The following is a 16,116-nucleotide window of genomic DNA, read 5'->3' as shown; positions in this document are numbered from 1 at the left end:
GACCTGTTTGTTGCGTCGCCACGGCCCTCGGTCTCGGGAAGAGGTTGCTCGCAATCGGGAATGGGCCGTGATTCCGCTCGGGGAAGGGACGGGACTCACGCTGTCCCCGTATGAGTGAGCCGGGAAGAAACTTCTCCGTTGACGAGGAATTCCGGGCGGACACGAGAGAGGCCCCCTTCCGGAACGTTTCCGGAAGGGGGCCTGTCACTGCCTCGGAACAGCAGGGCGTCGGCTGCGGGTCAGCCGCTTCCCACGAAGATCACCAGCAGGAGCCACACCACGGGCGCCGTCGGCAGCAGGGAGTCGAGCCGGTCCATGATGCCGCCGTGCCCCGGCAGGAGCGTGCCCATGTCCTTGATGCCGAGGTCCCGCTTGATCATCGACTCACCCAGGTCACCGAGGGTGGCGCTGGCCGCGACCGCGAAGCCCAGCAGCAGGCCCTGCCACCAGGTGCCGTCGTCGATGAGGAACTGCATGCACAGCGCACCTGCCGCCATCGCGAACGTGACCGCGCCCAGCAGCCCTTCACGGGTCTTCCCGGGGCTGATGCGGGGCGCCAGCTTGTGCTTCCCGAAGCGCCAGCCCACGGCGTACGCGCCGGTGTCGCTGACCACCGTGAGCACGAGGAACATCAGCACGCGCTCCGCGCCGTCGTCGGCGGTGAGCATCATCGCCACGAACGTCGCGAGGAAGGGGACGTAGAACGCGGCGAACACACCCGCGGTGACGTCCTTCAGATATCCCTCGGGAGGCTCGGTCATCCGCCAGACCAGCACCGCCAGCGCGGTGAGGGCCATGGCGACCCAGGCACCCTCGGCTCCGCGCACATAGCCGGCCACCACCATGGCCGCTCCGCCGACCGCGAGCGGCACCAGCGGGGCCTTGATCTGCTTGCGCTCCTCGAGCCGGGACGTCAGTTCCCACAGCCCGACCACGACGGCGACCGCTATCACGCCGACGAACACGGCCTTGACGATGAAGAGCGACGCCACGATCACCGCGCCCAGACCGACGCCGACCCCTATGGCCGCCCTCAGGTCACGCCCGGCCCGCTTCCTCTGCGGCGGTTCGGGCGCCGGCTGCGGGGTGGGCATGGGCTCCTGCGGAATCTCGTCCCGGAACAGGGGGCCACTCAGTGGAGCGGCCCCCCGGTCGAGGTCGTTGCGCTCGTCGCGGTCGTCACGGTCTTCGGCGTCTCTACCTGCGTCGGGAAAGTCCGGCACGATGGGCATGGGCCGAGTCTGCTGTGCGTCATGCTCATCGTATGCGGGACCCGCCGGGGCAGGCCCCTGGTCGGGGGGCAGCCATTCTCCGACGTACCTGGCTCTCTGCGGAGCCCCCCAGGAAGAGTCGTTCATCAGACCTCGAGCAGCTCGGCTTCCTTGTGCTTGAGCAGCTCGTCCACCTGCGCGACGTACTTCGCGGTGGTGTCGTCGAGCTCCTTCTCCGCACGGCGGCCCTCGTCCTCGCCGACCTCGCCGTCCTTGATCAGCTTGTCGATGGCTTCCTTGGCCTTGCGGCGCACCGAGCGGATCGAGATCTTCGAGTCCTCGGCCTTGCTCTTGGCCACCTTGATGTACTCGCGGCGGCGCTCCTCCGTGAGCTCGGGGAACACCACACGGATGATGTTGCCGTCGTTGCTGGGATTGACGCCCAGGTCGGAGTCGCGGATGGCCTGCTCGACATTGCGCAGCGCGGTCTTGTCGAACGGGGTCACCACGGCCATCCGCGGCTCCGGCACCGAGAACGAGGCCAGCTGGTTGATCGGGGTCAGCGCACCGTAGTAGTCGGCCACGATCTTGTTGAACATCGCCGGGTGCGCACGTCCGGTGCGGATCGCGGCGAAGTCATCCTTGGCGACCAGGACGGCCTTCTCCATCTTCTCCTCGGCCTCGAGGAGGGTCTCTTCGATCACCACTTGCTCCTGCGTGTCTTGAGTGGGCCCGGCATGCAACTGGGCTGGGCGGAACCTGTGTCGCGTCTTCCCCTGCACGGTGTCCGACCGGCAGGGCTTTGTCTATCCCCGGAGGGACGCCCCGGGTCAGCCCCGGGTGCCCTGGTCGCTCACGAGAGTCCCGATCTTCTCACCCTTGACGGCCCGCGCGATATTGCCTTCGGTGAGGAGTTCGAAGACGAGGATCGGAAGGGCGTTGTCGCGGCAGAGGGTGACCGCCGTGGCGTCCGCGACCTTGAGGTTGCGGGTGATCACCTCGCCGTACTCCAGCGCGTCGAACTTCACCGCGTCCGGGTTGGTCTTGGGGTCGGAGTCGTAGACACCGTCGACACCGTTCTTGCCCATCAGCAGGGCCTCGGCGTCGATCTCCAGGGCGCGCTGCGCGGCGGTGGTGTCGGTGGAGAAGTACGGCATGCCCATACCGGCGCCGAAGATCACGACGCGCCCCTTCTCCAGGTGGCGCACGGCGCGCAGCGGGATGTACGGCTCCGCGACCTGGCCCATGGTGATGGCGGTCTGGACACGGGAGTCGATGCCCTCCTTCTCCAGGAAGTCCTGGAGAGCGAGGCAGTTCATGACCGTGCCGAGCATGCCCATGTAGTCGGAGCGGGCCCGGTCCATGCCGCGGACCTGCAGTTCTGCGCCGCGGAAGAAGTTTCCGCCGCCGATGACGACCGCGATCTCGGCGCCGTCGCGTACCACGGCGGCGATCTCGCGGGCGATGGCGTGCACGACGTCGGGGTCGACGCCGAGACCCCCACCGCCGGAGAACGCCTCACCGGACAGCTTCAGCATGAAGCGTCCGGCCTTCTTGTCGTCGTGGTCGCTCTTGTCGCCGGTTGCCTGGTTGGCGTCCGCGCCCTTGTTCATGGAGATCTCCTCGTGCACATACGAGAAGGCCATTGCCGGTGGGTCTGTTTCCCTGTCGGCAATGGCCTCCTCGTCAGATCTGCGGTCGTCCGGCGCTGCAACGCAGTGGTGCCGTCAGGCACGCGCGGCCGATGACTGCGTAGGAAACCCTATCGGGCTCCCGTGGCGATCGCGTACTTGCTCAGGCGCCGACGCGGATGCGCGCGAAGCGCTTCAGCGTGACACCGGCCTCGTCCAGAACCTTCTGGACGGACTTCTTGTTGTCCTTCGCGAACGGCTGGTCGAGGAGGGTGACCTCCTTGAAGAAACCGTTGACGCGACCCTCGACGATCTTCGGGAGGGCGGCCTCGGGCTTGCCCTCCTCACGCGAGGTGGCCTCGGCGACGCGACGCTCGTTCTCGACGACGTCGGCCGGGACCTCGTCGCGGTTGAGGTACTTCGGCGCGAACGCGGCGATGTGCTGCGCGACGTCCTTGGCGATCTGGGCGTTCTCCTTGTCGAGCTCGACCAGCACGCCGACCTGCGGCGGGAGGTCGGGCATCGTGCGGTGCATGTAGACACCGACGTACGCACCGGAGAACTGCGCGAAGCGGTCCAGGACGATCTTCTCGCCCAGGTTGGCGTTGGCCTCGTCGACGTACGCCTGGACGGTCTTGCCGGCCTCGATCTCGGAGGCGAGCAGCGCGTCGAGGTCGGCCGGGGAGGTGGCGGCGACGTGCGCGGCGAGGGAGTTGGCGACGGCCTGGAACTTGTCACCCTTGGCGACGAAGTCCGTCTCGCACTTCAGCTCGAGCAGGACACCGGAGGTCTTGTCCTCGGAGATGAGGGAGACGACGGCGCCGTTCTCGGCGTTGCGGCCCTCGCGCTTGGCGACGCCCTTCTGGCCCTTGACGCGAAGGAGCTCGACGGCCTTGTCGACGCTGCCTTCGGCCTCGTCGAGTGCCTTCTTGCAGTCCATCATGCCGGCGCCGGTGAGCTCGCGGAGCTTCTTGACGTCAGCGGCGGTGTAGTTCGCCATGTCCTTGAATCTCTCTCGAAAGTCGAAAGTCGAAGATCTACGGGTGAGCGGCGGGGGCCGGCGCTTGTGGCACCGTCCCCCGCCGTTCACCTACCGAAGCTGTGCGGTTCAGGCCTGCTCGGCGTCAGCCGGCTTGTCGGCCTCGGCGGCGGGGGCCTCGGCGGGCTTCTCAGCCTCGTCGGCCGCGGCCTCGGCCGGCTTGTCGGCCTCGGCAGCCGGGGCCTCGGCGGGCTTCTCAGCCTCGTCGGCCTTCTTCTCGCCCTCGAGGAGGTCGCGCTCCCACTCGGCGAGGGGCTCGCCGGCGGCCTTCTCGCCCGGCTTGGAGTCGCCGGTGGCGACGCCGGAACGGGCGATGAGGCCCTCGGCGACGGCGTCGGCGATCACGCGGGTGAGCAGGGTGACGGAGCGGATCGCGTCGTCGTTGCCCGGGATCTTGTAGTCGACCTCGTCGGGGTCGCAGTTGGTGTCGAGGATCGCGACGACCGGGATGTGGAGCTTGCGCGCCTCACCGACGGCGATGTGCTCCTTCTTGGTGTCGACGATCCAGACGGCGCTCGGCACCTTCTGCATCTCGCGGATGCCGCCGAGGGTCTTCTCCAGCTTGGCCTTCTCGCGCGAGAGGACCAGGAGCTCCTTCTTGGTGAGGCCGGACGCGGCCACATCCTCGAAGTCGATCTGCTCGAGCTCCTTGAGGCGCTGCAGGCGCTTGTAGACCGTGGAGAAGTTGGTCAGCATGCCGCCGAGCCAACGCTGGTTGACGTACGGCATACCAACGCGCGTCGCCTGCTCGGCGATGGCCTCCTGGGCCTGCTTCTTGGTGCCGACGAACATGATGGAGCCGCCGTGGGCGACGGTCTCCTTGACGAACTCGTAGGCGCGGTCGATGTACGACAGCGACTGGAGCAGGTCGATGATGTAGATGCCGTTGCGCTCCGTGAAGATGAATCGCTTCATCTTCGGGTTCCAACGACGGGTCTGGTGACCGAAGTGGACGCCGCTTTCCAGCAGCTCCCGCATCGTGACGACGGCCATGGCCGTATCTCCTTGGATTCTCGGTTTGTCCTGACGCCCCGACGCGCCATGCCACAAGGGACCGAGGAGCGCGGCCATCGACCTTCAGAGGGTGGATGGCGGGGCGTGCGAAGTCGACCCGGTGACCCGGATCGCCAGAAGAAGTGTACGGGACCCGGAAGGTGCCGGGTGACGGCGCTGTCCACAACCGATCGGTACTCCACAGATCCGGAGCATGATCCACTCGGTTCCTGCGTCGTACGGGACGGTCTGTGCCATGAACCGCAGACTTCTCGGACTCCTGCTCGCCCTGTTCCTGCTGGTCGTGGCGAGCGCATCGGCCGGCCGTGCGTCCGCTCGCCCCCTGCCCGCGGGTGACACCGGAAGCTGGCCGCTGGGGCCACCCCGTCCCCAGATTCTACGGGGCTGGGAGCCACCGGCCTCGGCGTACGGACGGGGGCACCGGGGCATCGACCTCGCGGCCTCGCCCGGGGCACCGGTGCGTGCCGCCGCGTCGGGACGGATCTCCTTCGCGGGCAGGGTGGCGGGCCGGGGAGTGCTCACCATCAGTCTCACCGGTACGGGGGACCCTCCCCTGCGCACGACGTACGAGCCGGTCACCGCGCTTGCCGCGGTGGGCACGGAGGTGCGCGCCGGCGAGGTGGTGGGCCACGTGGAGGCCGGCGCTTCGCACTGTGCGGCCGGCTGTCTGCACTGGGGTCTGCTGCGGGGCGCGGAGTACCTGGATCCGCTCTCACTGCTTCCTGCGTGGCTGCTGCGTGGCGGCCCGTCGAGGCTGCTTCCGGTCCTGGGAGTACCGGAGCTGGACGCGGGTGCGGGCGGGATCGCGGAGGGGAGCGCCGGCCTGGCCGTGGGGACGGTGGCGGAGCCACCCGCAGAGCGGACGGCGGAGCCGGTGGCGGCGAGTGCGATGGGCTCGGCGAGCACGGCCGGGGTGCTGCACGCGGCGGCGCTACTGATGACGGTGGCGCTGGTGCGCGCAGGGCTGAGGGGGAGGGGGCCCGGTCCGGCGCGGCCTCGGCGGGCCCGGGCGGTGGGGTCCGTCCGCCGCGAGCGCCGGGCCCCGCCTGCGACCTGCGATCTGCGGCGATACGTGCGTCAGCGTGAGAAGCGCAGGGCCGCGGCGGAGGGCGGACCCATGGTGGCGCTCCGCGGCGAGAGCGTCCCGGCGAGCGCAGGCGCCGGGCGGGACCGGACCGCCGGGTCAGCCAGGTCGGCCGACGTTCAGCAGCGACAGGGAACAGCGTCCCGCGGGAAGAAACCGGGGCTCAGCCCCGCACACCCCGCAGCGCCATGGACACGGCCGCGTCCGCGACCGACGCAGAGTCCTCCGCCGCGCCCAGTTCGATCCGCCGGACCGCCGCGTCCACCACGCCCTGAAGCAGCATCGCCGCGAGCCGCGGCTGCTCGTGACCCAGCTCGCCGAGCGCCTCGACGATCATCGCGATCAGGCCTCCGTGCGCGGCACGGATCTTCTCCCGCGCACCCGCGTCCAGCTCACTCGCCGAGATCGCGACCACGGCCCGGTGCCGCCGGTCCCCCACGAGGGCCAGCTGCCGGCGCACATACGCCTCGACCTTGTCCTCCGCCGAGTCCGCGCGCTGCATCGCGGTCTCGACCTCCGCCGCCCACACGGGAAAGTCCACCGCGCAGAGCTCCTCGACGACCGCCGCTCGCGAACGGAAGTACTCGTACACGGAGGACCGGGCAAGGCCCGTGCGCTCGGCGAGAGCGGGGAAGGTCAGCGCCTCCGTCCCGCCCTCGGACAACAGGGAGCGCGCGGCATCCAGCAAAGCGTCGCGCTGCATCGTCCGGTGCTCGGCCACGGAGGCCGCTCGAATCCTTGGCACGCGCCCACTCTACGGATGTCCCGCCGGAGGCAGGCAAGAATCCGCGTCAACGTCCCACGTCGGCGAGCTTCGCCCGCAGCTGGAGGACCGATTTGGTGTGGATCTGACTGACCCTGCTCTCGGTCACTCCGAGGACGTTGCCGATCTCGGCGAGGGTCAGGCCCTCGTAGTAGTAGAGGGTGACGACGGTCTTCTCACGGTCGGGAAGGGTGTTGATGGCGCGGGCGAGCAGGCGGCGCAGTTCGCGGTCCTCGGCCACCGCGACCGGGTTGTCCGCGGCCGTGTCCTCCAGGGTGTCCATCAGGCTGAGCCGGTCGCCGCCCTCCCCGCCGGCATGCAGCAGCTCCTCCAGGGCGACCACGTTCGCGAGGGACAACTGGCTGAAAACAGCGTGCAGTTCGTCCACGCCGATGCCCATCTCGGAGGCGACCTCCCCCTCGGACGGGGTACGTCTCAACTGCGCTTCGAGCGTGGCGTAGGCACGCTCGACGGCTCGGGCCTTCTGCCGTACCGAGCGCGGGATCCAGTCCAGGGCCCGCAGTTCGTCGATCATCGCGCCGCGGATGCGGGTGATCGCGTACGTCTCGAACTTGATGGACCGCTCGATGTCGAACTTCTCGATGGCGTCGATGAGCCCGAAGACCCCCGAGGACACGAAGTCCGCCTGCTCGACATTGGACGGGAGCCCGACGCTCACCCGGCCCGCGACGTACTTCACCAGCGGTGAGTAGTGGAGGATCAACTGCTCCCGCAGCCGCTCGTCCCCTGTGTCCTTGTACGACCGCCACAGCTCCTCGAGGGAGGAGGGAGCGGGGGGCCGCACGGTGCCACGGGCAGCGGGGGGCACTGCCGCGCGGTCAGACCCGGAGGTGTGCTGGGGCATGCGTTGCCTTGAGCCGTTCTGCTGTGGGGGGAGGGGAGTGAAGGGGGACGAGCGTCTGGGCGGAAATGGTGAGCGTAGCGTGACTGCGCGGTCGCGGTGGGCGAAGGCGAGGGGATGGAACCTGTGCGGGGTATCAGCCATCGGCCACACCTTCGAACCGGCGCGAGCACGGCACGCGCCGGTCCTTCCGGTGTCACCAACAGGCCTGCGGAGGTCATCGCTCACACCTTTTCACCCGAATGCTCCAGGTCAAGGACCGCCTCGCCGCGCGTTCGACCGCCGGACGTCGGTGCGCGTCAACTGCCATCCCTCTCCGTGCCGTTCGACGAAACCCAGAGCCTGCAGTTCGTACAGCCTGCCGAGCGCCTCGTCCGGAGTGACGCCGGCGTCGCGGGCGATCCGGCCGCCGTCGACCGGGCCACTCGCCGGCAGGGCATCAAGAACCCGCGCGCTGAGGGGATCCAGCATGTCTCGCGGCAGCACCGGGCCGCGGCGCTCCGGCGTCAGTTCGCCGATCTCTCCGACCAGCTCGGCCACTTCGTCGGCATCGGTGACCAGCACCGCCTCGCCGCGCAGCAGTTCGTGCACGCCGCCCGAGAGGCCGCTGGTCGCCGGTCCGGGCACACCCATGGTGTGACGGCCCAGTCTCTGGGCGCTGCGCGCCGTGGCCAGCGACCCGCTGCGGTACTCGGCCTCGACGACCACCGTGCCCCGAGTCAGGGCGGCGATCACCCGGTTCCGGAGGATGAACCTGCTGGGCGTCGGATGGTCGCTCGGCGGCAACTCCCCCACGACCAGGCCCTGTTCGGCGATCCGTCCGAGCAACTCGGTGTGGCCTCGCGGATAGGCGACGTTCACGCCGCAGGCCAGCACGGCGACCGTGGCACCGCCTGCCGCCAGCGCGCCGCGATGCGCCGAGCCGTCGACCCCGAAGGCCGCACCGGACACCACGACCCAGCCCCGCTCCGCCAGCCCCGACCCGAGGCCGGCGGCCATGTGCGCCCCGTACGGCGTGCAGGCCCGGGCGCCGACCACCGCGACCGACCGCAGCGCCCATTTCCGCAGGTCGGGCCGCCCCCGGACCCACAGCCCCACGGGTCTGGCATCGCCGAGGTCGTCCAGTTGGGTCGGCCACTCCCGCTCCCCCGGGCAGATGAACCGGCCGCCGAACGAGGCCACGGCCTCCAGATCGCGCAGCGGATCGGCCGCCGCCGCCCGTATGCGGTAGCTCGCCACCCGGCGGGGTGACGCGCCCGGCAGCGGTACGTCGTCGGGCCCGGGTGCGGTGAGACGGGCCATGAGTTCGAGGGGTCCCATCTCGGCCAGCCACCGTCCGCCGTGCTCGTCCCCCGGCTCGATCACCCGGGTGAGGGCGGCCCGTGCGATGCGTTCGTCGTCTCCCACCGACGAGCCGCGGTCCGGCATCACAGCCCACCTCCACCCGTCGGCATCGGCGCACCGCGCGAGACCCCGGTGCGCAGCTCCAGGGCCAGATCGACGTCCTGCGGCTGCGGCCTGTCGTGCCCGGCGAGGTCCGCGATCGTCCAGGCCACCCGCAGAACCCGGTCCAGTCCGCGGGCGGTGAGCAGTCCGCGCTCCATGTCGCGTTCGGCCGCGTGCAGGGCGCCGGGTGCGACGACCCAGCGGGTCCGCAGTTCGTGCCCCGGCACCTCGCTGTTGACGTTCCAGGGGGTGTCCCGCAGCCGGGCGGCGGCGCGCCCTCGCGCCGCGAGCACCCGTTCGGCGACCACCGCTGTCGGCTCACCCCGTCCGTCCGGACCGAGCAGATCGCTGCGGCTGACGGCTTCGACCTCGACCCTCAGATCGACCCGGTCGAGCAGTGGTCCGGACAGACGCGCCTGATAGCGGCGGACGGCCGACGGCGGGCACTCGCAGCCCGTGCCCTGCAGGGTGTGCCGTCCACAGGGGCACGGATTGGCCGCGAGGACCATCAGAAAACGCGCCGGCAGCCGGACCACGCCCGCGGTGCGCGCCACCACGACATGGCCCGCCTCCAGTGGCTGACGCAGGGCGTCCAGCGCCTTGCCGGAGAACTCCGGGGTCTCGTCGAGGAACAGCACGCCCCGGTGGGCCAGCGAGACGGCCCCCGGCCTCGGCAGCCCGTTCCCGCCGCCGATGAGCGACTGCATGGTCGCCGAGTGGTGGGGTGCGCAGTAGGGCGGTGTGCGCACCAGCGGTTCGCCGGGCGGCAGGATGCCGGCCACCGAGTGCACCGCCGTGACTTCGAGGGACTCCTGTCGCGTCAGCGGCGGCAGCACGCCGGGGAGCCGCTCCGCCAGCATCGTCTTCCCCGCGCCCGGCGGGCCGTACAGCATCAGATGGTGGCCGCCCGCCGCGGCGACCTCCAGCGCCGTCCGCGCGGCCCACTGGCCCGCGACATCGGCGAGGTCGGGTCCGTCCACCGCCTCCGGCGCGAGACCGGTGCCGACGCCCGCTCCGGGCACCATCAGCCCGGCCAGCATCGGGTCCGGACTGCCCTCGGGCACCGGCTCCTCCTCGGGGACCGGCTCGTCGTTCAGCACCGCGATCAGCTGGCGCAGACTTCTGACTCCGAGGACCGAGACGCCGGGGACGAGCCGGGCCTCCCCCGCGGTCTGCTCGGGAACGACCACCTGCCGGTACCCCGCTTCGGCGGCGGCGAGGACGGCGGGGAGCACACCGCGCACCGGCCGCACCCGGCCGTCCAGCCCCAGCTCCCCGATCAGCACCAGATCGGCGATGGCCTTGGGGTCGACCCGCTCCGACGCACCGAGCACGGCCATGGCCACGGCGAGATCGAAACCGCTGCCGCCCTTGGGCACGGATGCCGGGCTGAGCCCCACCGTGAGCTTCTTCTGCGGCCACTCCCCGCCCGAGTTCACCACCGCGGCCCGGACCCGGTCGCGGCTCTCCACCAGGCTCTTGTCCGGCAGTCCGACCAGGGTGAACGCCGCTACGCCCGGCTCCAGGTCCGCCTGGACCTCCACCACCACGCCTTCGACGCCGACCAGGGCCACCGAACACGCTCGTGCGAACCCCATCAGGCCACCCCCCGCGCATGCTCCACGAAGGGCGCACCGCGGCGGGGCAGCGTCACGCCCACCAGGTCGATGCGCACCCCGCCCGGCGGCGGGCCGCCGTGCCGGTCCAGCCAGCAGGCGGCGAGCCGTCTGAGACGGTCCGCCTTGACGGGCGTGACCGCCGCCATCGGATGCTCGAAGTGACCCGCTCTGCGGGTCTTGACCTCACAGACGACCAGCAGGTCGCCGTCCCGGGCGACGATGTCGATCTCGCCCGTCCGCCCGCACCGCCAGTTCCTCGCGAGAAGCGTCATCCCGGCCTCGGTCAGCAGCCGCGCCGCCAACCCCTCGCCGTACCGTCCCAGTGCCCCCGTAGCGTTCATCTCGGCACCACCTCCGGCACCGACTGTGACGCTTCAGACCCTCAGCTGTGGATCTTGGTGGACAACTCGCCCCTTGTGGAAAACTCAGCCACTCGGAAGTTCGAGATCGCTCTTGTTGAGCTCCTCGATATTCACGTCCTTGAACGTGAGTACTCGTACCTGCTTGACGAATCTGGCCGGTCGGTACATGTCCCAGACCCAGGCGTCGGCCATCGAGACCTCGAAGAAGACCTCGCCCTGCACCGAGTGGACCTGCATTTCATAGTCGTTGGTGAGGTAGAACCGACGCTCGGTCTCGATCACGTACTTGAACAGCCCGACGACGTCTCGGTACTCCCGGTAGAGCTTCAGCTCCATCTCGGTCTCGTACTTCTCGAGGTCCTCGGCGCTCATGGCATGTTCCCCTTCAGCCGTGCGTCCCCCTATTGTGCGACAGCCCTGGGACCCCTAGACCACTTCTGGGGCCAGGACCACCGGTGTACTCGGAGGACCCTCGTCGAGCAGCGTGCGCAGCAGCTCGGCGAGCCTGGTCGGATACACCGTCTCACGGGCCGCCGACAGTTCGGCGGAGGTCCACCACCTCAGACCCGCGACACTGCGTCGCTCCAGCTCCGTGAGACCACGCGGATCGGTCGCCGTCTGTGTCGTACGCGCCAGGAAGTACCACTCGTCCTGGTCCCAGCGGCGTCCGGCGAAGGGGAACGAGCAGGTCCGGCGCCACAGGACCGGCCCGAGTTCCACCTCGGTGATCCCGGTCTCCTCCACCAGCTCCCGCAGGGCCGCCTCCTCGCGGGTCTCGTCGCCCTCCAGCCCGCCCCCGGGGGTGAACCACCAGGTGGCGGCCGGATCGTCGGGCTCGAAGCCGTGCATCAGGAGAATCCGGTCCTCGGGATCCAGCAGGACGACCCGTGCGACCTTCCGCAGCTCGCGTTCGGAGCCGGCCGGCCCCTCGCCACCCCCGAGGCCCCCTGCGCTCCCGGAACCCTCCGAGATCGCCCCGGAGACGGGTCCGGGAACCGGCCCGGAGACTCGTCCGGGGACCGGCCCGACATCGTCACCCGACACCGGCCGTCGCCTTCCTGCCCCCGCTCCCGGACGCCCCCCGCTTCCTGGACAGCCGCTTGGCCAGCGGCCCGTACGCCGCCCCGCCGAAGATCAGCAGCGCGCCGGTCACGATCACACCGACGATCAGCTGCACCGGCCCGATCCGGGAGATCCCTCCCGGCAGCGCCTCGAATCCCTCGGGCCGCTCCAGCAGCCCGCCGTCCAGGGGCCAGGCCACGGCGTCCAGCCGGGCCTCCACCGCCGAACGGGGCACCGACCCCTGCCCGGGGTCCTCGAGGTGCACACGGGAGTCCAGCGACCCCATACGCTCGTCCCCGAGCATGAACAGCTGGCCCTGCGGGACCGTCGCGCTGAAGGTCTTCCCCGAGGCGGGGCCCTTCTTCTGCAGATACGGTTCGTCAATCGCCGTGCCGTTGACGGTCAGCTTTCCGCCGTCGCCGCAGCACGCGACCTTGTCCCCGCCGACGCCGACCACGCGCTTGACCATCGGCATGTCTCCCCACTGGGAGTCGCGGAACACGACGATGTCCCCGCGCCGCACCTCGTCGCCGTCTATCCGCTCCGCCAGCACCCGCTCCCCGACCCGCACGGTCGGTGTCATGGAGTCGGTGGGCACGGTGTACGGCTGATAGACCACGGCACCCCAGATGAACCCTCCGAGGAAGAGCACACAGCCGACGGCCACGGCCACGCCCGACAGAGCACTGCCGAGCCGGCCGTGGCCGTCATCCGTACGTCCTGTTCCCATCCCAGCGCTCCCCACCTCGGAGACTCGCCCCCGGGATGCGCTGCCCGGGGATCGTGCGATCTGGGACGGCACCCTACCCGGCGGTACGCCCGTCGGTCAGCCTCCGCCGGCGCCAGAGCACGATCGGCAGGGCGCCCACCGCGCCCATCGCCAGCGGGGCGCTCGACGAGACGGCGGCCGCGGCAGTGTTGATGCCGGGCTGGTCGAAGGTGGAGGGCACCGGCAGCGTCGCCCAGCGGTTGAGCGGCCATGCCACCACGACAGCGCGTCCGACGACCTTGTCGACCGGAACGAACCCGCCGTTCACGTCCTCCATGTGGTACCGGGAGTCCCGGGAGTTCTGGCGGTGGTCGCCCATCACCCAGATCCGGTCCTTGGGCACCTTGAACGGCCCGAACGGCTGGTCGTCGCAGGGGGTGTCCCCGGGGAAGATGTACGGCTCGTCGAGCGCCTTCCCGTTGACCTTGACCGGGCCGCCCTTCTTGCACTCCACCGTGTCGCCCGCGACCGCGATCGTCCGCTTGATCAGGTCCTTCTCCTCGGACGAGGGCATCAGACCGATGAAGCTGAGGAACTTCTGCGCGATGTTCGGGGCCGGGGTGGGCTCGCCGTCGAGCCAGCCGCCCGGGTCGTGGAAGACCACGACCTCGCCGCGCTCCGGCTCCGAGCCGAACCACGGCGTGAGCTTGTCCACGAGCACCCGGTCGCCCCGTTGCAGGGTGTCCTGCATCGAGTCCGACGGGATCGAGAAGGCCTGCACGAGGAACGTCTTGATGAGCAGCGCGAGAAGCAGCGCGATACCGATCAGGAGCGGCAGTTCCTTCCAGAAGGATCGCTGCTTCTTCTGTCCCGTACCACTGCCCTCCGCCGATCCGCCGTCCGCGCCGTGGTCGTCACCGCGCGGCGGATCGTCCGCCGTCCCGCCCGTCATCTCCGCGGGTGGTTCGGCGTGCCCGCCCGGCCTGTCCTCCGGCTGTCCGTGTCCGGATCGTGCGCCGACCGCCACATCCCCCACATCCACTCCTGTCTCCGTGCGTACCGCCTGCCCCGAAGGAGAAGCAGGCCCACCACTCCCATAACGAGCGGGAGTTCCGCAGGGCTCGGGAGCAGGATCAATCCGTTCTGATCCTGAGGGGACACACTATTCGACGCTCCGAGTGCCCCGGTCGAACCGGCACGCGCGTTCGGGACCGATGCGTATGTCTCCGGCTCTTCCAGTTTGCGCCAGTGACCGATGGGCCAGGCGATCACGACCGCGCGCCCGACGACCTCCTCCTCGGAGACCGTGCCCCGGTCCTTCTCGTCGAGATGGAAGCGCGAGTCGGCGGAGTTGGCGCGATGGTCACCCATCACGAAGATCCGCCCCTTGGGTACGGCGACCTCGAACTTCAGCGTCGAAGGAACGTTTCCGGGGTTCAGATAGGGCTCGACGAGCGGGGTCCCGTTGACCGTGACGCGACCGTCCTTGTCGCAGCACTTGACGGTGTCCCCGCCGACCGCGACCACCCGCTTGATCAGGTCCTGCTCGTCGTCGGACGGGAGCAGCCCGATGAACGTCAGCCCCTGTTTGACCTGCTTGACGACGATCGGATCCTCGGTCGTGGACGGGTTCTGCTCGTCCTGGAGCCAGCCACCGGGGTCCTTGAAGACGACGACATCACCGCGCTCGGGCTTGGAGCCGAACCACGGCGTGAGCTTGTCCACCAGCACCCGGTCCTGGATGCGGATCGTCTGCTCCATCGAGCCCGACGGGATCACGAACGCCTGCACCAGGAACGTCTTCAGCACCAGCGCGATCATCAGCGCCACCGTGATGAGGAGGGGTATCTCCTTGACAGCGGAACGACGGCGCTTGCGCTTCACCTTCTGCGCGAGCCGGCGCCGTTCGGCCCGGCCCGGCAGGGACCTGGAGCCGTTGGTCGGCCGGGTCCCGGTCGGCAGCCGGGTGTCGGATCGGTGGCTGGCGCGACGCCCACGGTTACCCATGGGCGCCGTCCGGCATTCGTCCCGCTTCCGGTACGCGGGAGAAGGTGTCCGGGCGCTCCAGGGAGGTCGAGCGGCCCAGCGGCCAGCCGATCCAGTCCGCACGCCCGATGACCTTGTCGACGGGCACCATGCCGCCGCCGGGCTCACCGAGATGGTCCCGGGAGTCGCGAGAATTGCTCCGGTGGTCCCCCATGACCCACAGGGTGCCCTCGGGCACGACGATGTCGAAGGGCACCTCGGACGGAACGTCGTCGGGATGGAGATATCTCTCGTCCAGCGGTACGCCGTTCACCTCGACCCTGCCCCCCTTGTCGCAACAGACCACACGGTCGCCACCCACACCCACCACGCGCTTCACGAAGTCGGTCTCGGCCGGCTCGGCGAGACCCAGTGCCGCGAGTGCTCCCCGTGCCGCGGCGCTGACCGGATTCTCCGCCAGGCCCTCCTGGACGAAGGAGCCCGTGCCGTCGAAGACGACCATGTCCCCGCGCTGCGGCTCCGAGTCGAAACGGTACGCCAGCTTGTTCACCAGCACCCGGTCCCCGACCTGAAGCGCCGGCTCCATGGAACCGCTGGGGATCTGGAAGGGCTGCACCACGAAACGGCTGAACATCAGGACCGCGAACGCGCAGGCCACACCCAGCAGCGCGGCTCTCCTCCACGACATTCCGGAGAGCCGTGAGGAACGCACGGAGCGCGACCCCTCTCCCTCTGCCCCGGCTGCGGGGGTGGAAGAGCGGTCGCGCTCTGTGTTCTTCGCTTCGGTGTCCATCGAGGGCGAAGCCTATCCGGCCCTTCTGTGGACACGGGCGTCGTGTGAGCCGAAGCTCAGTCGCACGACGCTCAGTTGTCGCGCTTCTCCTTGATCTTCGCGGCCTTGCCGCGCAGCTCACGGAGGTAGTACAGCTTCGCGCGACGGACGTCACCACGGGTGACGAGCTCGATCTTCTCGAAGATCGGGCTGTGCACCGGGAAGGTGCGCTCGACGCCGACGGAGAAGGAGACCTTGCGGACCGTGAAGGTCTCGCTGACGCCCGAACCCTGGCGGCGGATGACAACGCCCTTGAACTGCTGGATACGCGAGCGGTTGCCCTCGATGACGCGCACGTGGACGTTCACGGTGTCACCGGGACGGAAGGCGGGAACGTCGCTGCGCAGCGAAGCCGCGTTGACGTTGTCGAGCAGGTGGGCCATGGTGATCTGCTTCCTCGCCGATGCCACAGGTCATCGACGGAACGGTCGAGAATGAGATGAGGTTGCTGTCCTCGTCGAGCGGGCGTCGGTCCCCCTGTGGCAGGGGCGCCGGC

The 16,116-nt window shown here is 69.8% G+C and carries 16 protein-coding genes and 2 pseudogenes; 1 reads left to right on the top strand and 17 read right to left on the bottom strand.

Annotation, left to right across the window (positions count from 1 at the left end):
* Nucleotides 1–239 precede the first annotated feature (239 nt).
* The 5 genes from ACFWU3_RS12265 to rpsB all read right to left on the bottom strand — a co-directional run bounded on the left by ACFWU3_RS12265 (nt 240) and on the right by rpsB (nt 4,874).
* The gene (locus ACFWU3_RS12265; RefSeq protein WP_384434981.1) at nt 240–1,358 is read right to left on the bottom strand and encodes a phosphatidate cytidylyltransferase; all 1,119 of its coding nucleotides are present in this window, start codon (nt 1,356–1,358) and stop codon (nt 240–242) included.
* Nucleotides 1,358–1,915: a ribosome recycling factor gene (gene frr / locus ACFWU3_RS12260; protein WP_313943829.1), complete on the bottom strand. Its 558-nt coding sequence runs from the start codon at nt 1,913–1,915 to the stop codon at nt 1,358–1,360. The genes ACFWU3_RS12265 and frr overlap by 1 nt, the downstream gene beginning before the upstream one ends.
* A 126-nt stretch (nt 1,916–2,041) precedes the next feature.
* Nucleotides 2,042–2,824, bottom strand: coding sequence for a UMP kinase (gene pyrH, locus ACFWU3_RS12255; protein WP_313948849.1), 783 nt, complete (start codon nt 2,822–2,824; stop codon nt 2,042–2,044).
* A 181-nt stretch (nt 2,825–3,005) separates the two neighbouring features.
* The gene (tsf, locus tag ACFWU3_RS12250; protein ID WP_384434978.1) at nt 3,006–3,842 is read right to left on the bottom strand and encodes a translation elongation factor Ts; all 837 of its coding nucleotides are present in this window, start codon (nt 3,840–3,842) and stop codon (nt 3,006–3,008) included.
* Between the two features lie 108 nt (nt 3,843–3,950).
* Nucleotides 3,951–4,874 carry a 30S ribosomal protein S2 gene (rpsB, locus tag ACFWU3_RS12245; protein WP_384434975.1) on the bottom strand — a complete coding sequence of 308 codons (924 nt, stop codon included), beginning with the start codon at nt 4,872–4,874 and terminating at the stop codon, nt 3,951–3,953.
* A 214-nt stretch (nt 4,875–5,088) separates the two neighbouring features.
* Between rpsB and ACFWU3_RS12240 the strand changes: the two are divergent.
* A pseudogene (locus ACFWU3_RS12240) lies at nt 5,089–5,544 on the top strand (peptidoglycan DD-metalloendopeptidase family protein); the annotation flags it as partial.
* A 598-nt stretch (nt 5,545–6,142) separates the two neighbouring features.
* On the opposite strand, the gene ACFWU3_RS12235 reads toward ACFWU3_RS12240, so the two are convergent.
* The 12 genes and pseudogenes from ACFWU3_RS12235 to rplS form a co-directional block, all read right to left on the bottom strand.
* Nucleotides 6,143–6,700 carry a TetR/AcrR family transcriptional regulator gene (locus tag ACFWU3_RS12235; RefSeq protein WP_384435249.1) on the bottom strand — a complete coding sequence of 186 codons (558 nt, stop codon included), beginning with the start codon at nt 6,698–6,700 and terminating at the stop codon, nt 6,143–6,145.
* A gap of 70 nt (nt 6,701–6,770) precedes the next feature.
* A complete protein-coding gene (whiG, locus tag ACFWU3_RS12230; protein ID WP_313943832.1) occupies nt 6,771–7,607 on the bottom strand; it encodes an RNA polymerase sigma factor WhiG in 837 nt (278 codons plus the stop codon).
* A gap of 249 nt (nt 7,608–7,856) precedes the next feature.
* A complete protein-coding gene (dprA, locus tag ACFWU3_RS12225) occupies nt 7,857–9,032 on the bottom strand; it encodes a DNA-processing protein DprA (RefSeq protein ID WP_384434972.1) in 1,176 nt (391 codons plus the stop codon).
* Entirely contained in the window at nt 9,032–10,648 is a 1,617-nt protein-coding gene (locus ACFWU3_RS12220; RefSeq protein ID WP_384434970.1) for a YifB family Mg chelatase-like AAA ATPase, read from the bottom strand. Before ACFWU3_RS12220 ends, dprA begins: the two co-directional genes overlap by 1 nt.
* The gene (locus tag ACFWU3_RS12215) at nt 10,648–11,010 is read right to left on the bottom strand and encodes a YraN family protein (RefSeq protein ID WP_384434967.1); all 363 of its coding nucleotides are present in this window, start codon (nt 11,008–11,010) and stop codon (nt 10,648–10,650) included. The genes ACFWU3_RS12220 and ACFWU3_RS12215 overlap by 1 nt, the downstream gene beginning before the upstream one ends.
* A gap of 84 nt (nt 11,011–11,094) precedes the next feature.
* Nucleotides 11,095–11,403, bottom strand: a complete 309-nt coding sequence (locus ACFWU3_RS12210; RefSeq protein WP_003993268.1) for a DUF2469 domain-containing protein — start codon at nt 11,401–11,403, stop codon at nt 11,095–11,097.
* A gap of 54 nt (nt 11,404–11,457) precedes the next feature.
* Nucleotides 11,458–11,934 (bottom strand): NUDIX hydrolase, encoded by a 477-nt coding sequence (locus ACFWU3_RS12205; protein ID WP_384435246.1) that lies wholly within the window; start codon nt 11,932–11,934, stop codon nt 11,458–11,460.
* A 130-nt stretch (nt 11,935–12,064) separates the two neighbouring features.
* Nucleotides 12,065–12,823, bottom strand: a complete 759-nt coding sequence (gene lepB, locus ACFWU3_RS12200; RefSeq protein ID WP_384434964.1) for a signal peptidase I — start codon at nt 12,821–12,823, stop codon at nt 12,065–12,067.
* Nucleotides 12,824–12,896: 73 nt separating this feature from the next.
* Nucleotides 12,897–13,829: a signal peptidase I gene (gene lepB / locus ACFWU3_RS12195; RefSeq protein WP_384435243.1), complete on the bottom strand. Its 933-nt coding sequence runs from the start codon at nt 13,827–13,829 to the stop codon at nt 12,897–12,899.
* Nucleotides 13,717–14,809 (bottom strand): annotated as a pseudogene (gene lepB, locus ACFWU3_RS12190) (signal peptidase I). Before lepB (ACFWU3_RS12190) ends, lepB (ACFWU3_RS12195) begins: the two are co-directional and overlap by 113 nt.
* Entirely contained in the window at nt 14,802–15,581 is a 780-nt protein-coding gene (gene lepB, locus ACFWU3_RS12185; RefSeq protein WP_384434962.1) for a signal peptidase I, read from the bottom strand. Before lepB (ACFWU3_RS12185) ends, lepB (ACFWU3_RS12190) begins: the two are co-directional and overlap by 8 nt.
* Nucleotides 15,582–15,652: 71 nt before the next feature.
* Nucleotides 15,653–16,003, bottom strand: a complete 351-nt coding sequence (gene rplS / locus ACFWU3_RS12180; RefSeq protein ID WP_327326346.1) for a 50S ribosomal protein L19 — start codon at nt 16,001–16,003, stop codon at nt 15,653–15,655.
* Between the last annotated feature and the right edge of the window lie 113 nt (nt 16,004–16,116).

It is taken from the genome of Streptomyces sp. NPDC058685 (assembly GCF_042714725.1).
Lineage (GTDB): Bacteria > Actinomycetota > Actinomycetes > Streptomycetales > Streptomycetaceae > Streptomyces.
The sequence above is the reverse complement of the archived record's forward strand: the minus strand, read 5'-3'. Positions and strand labels throughout refer to the sequence as shown.

Bases quoted from the DNA above. Each gene is read 5' to 3' on its own strand.
- dprA (WP_384434972.1), bottom strand. From the start codon at position 9,032: ATGCCGGACCGCGGCTCGTCGGTGGGAGACGACGAACGCATCGCACGG.
- rplS (WP_327326346.1), bottom strand. From the start codon at position 16,003: ATGGCCCACCTGCTCGACAACGTCAACGCGGCTTCGCTGCGCAGCGAC.
- ACFWU3_RS12210 (WP_003993268.1), bottom strand. From the start codon at position 11,403: ATGAGCGCCGAGGACCTCGAGAAGTACGAGACCGAGATGGAGCTGAAG.
- tsf (WP_384434978.1), bottom strand. From the start codon at position 3,842: ATGGCGAACTACACCGCCGCTGACGTCAAGAAGCTCCGCGAGCTCACC.
- whiG (WP_313943832.1), bottom strand. From the start codon at position 7,607: ATGCCCCAGCACACCTCCGGGTCTGACCGCGCGGCAGTGCCCCCCGCT.
- ACFWU3_RS12215 (WP_384434967.1), bottom strand. From the start codon at position 11,010: ATGAACGCTACGGGGGCACTGGGACGGTACGGCGAGGGGTTGGCGGCG.
- pyrH (WP_313948849.1), bottom strand. From the start codon at position 2,824: ATGAACAAGGGCGCGGACGCCAACCAGGCAACCGGCGACAAGAGCGAC.
- rpsB (WP_384434975.1), bottom strand. From the start codon at position 4,874: ATGGCCGTCGTCACGATGCGGGAGCTGCTGGAAAGCGGCGTCCACTTC.
- lepB (WP_384434962.1), bottom strand. From the start codon at position 15,581: ATGGACACCGAAGCGAAGAACACAGAGCGCGACCGCTCTTCCACCCCC.
- ACFWU3_RS12265 (WP_384434981.1), bottom strand. From the start codon at position 1,358: ATGAACGACTCTTCCTGGGGGGCTCCGCAGAGAGCCAGGTACGTCGGA.
- ACFWU3_RS12220 (WP_384434970.1), bottom strand. From the start codon at position 10,648: ATGGGGTTCGCACGAGCGTGTTCGGTGGCCCTGGTCGGCGTCGAAGGC.
- lepB (WP_384434964.1), bottom strand. From the start codon at position 12,823: ATGGGAACAGGACGTACGGATGACGGCCACGGCCGGCTCGGCAGTGCT.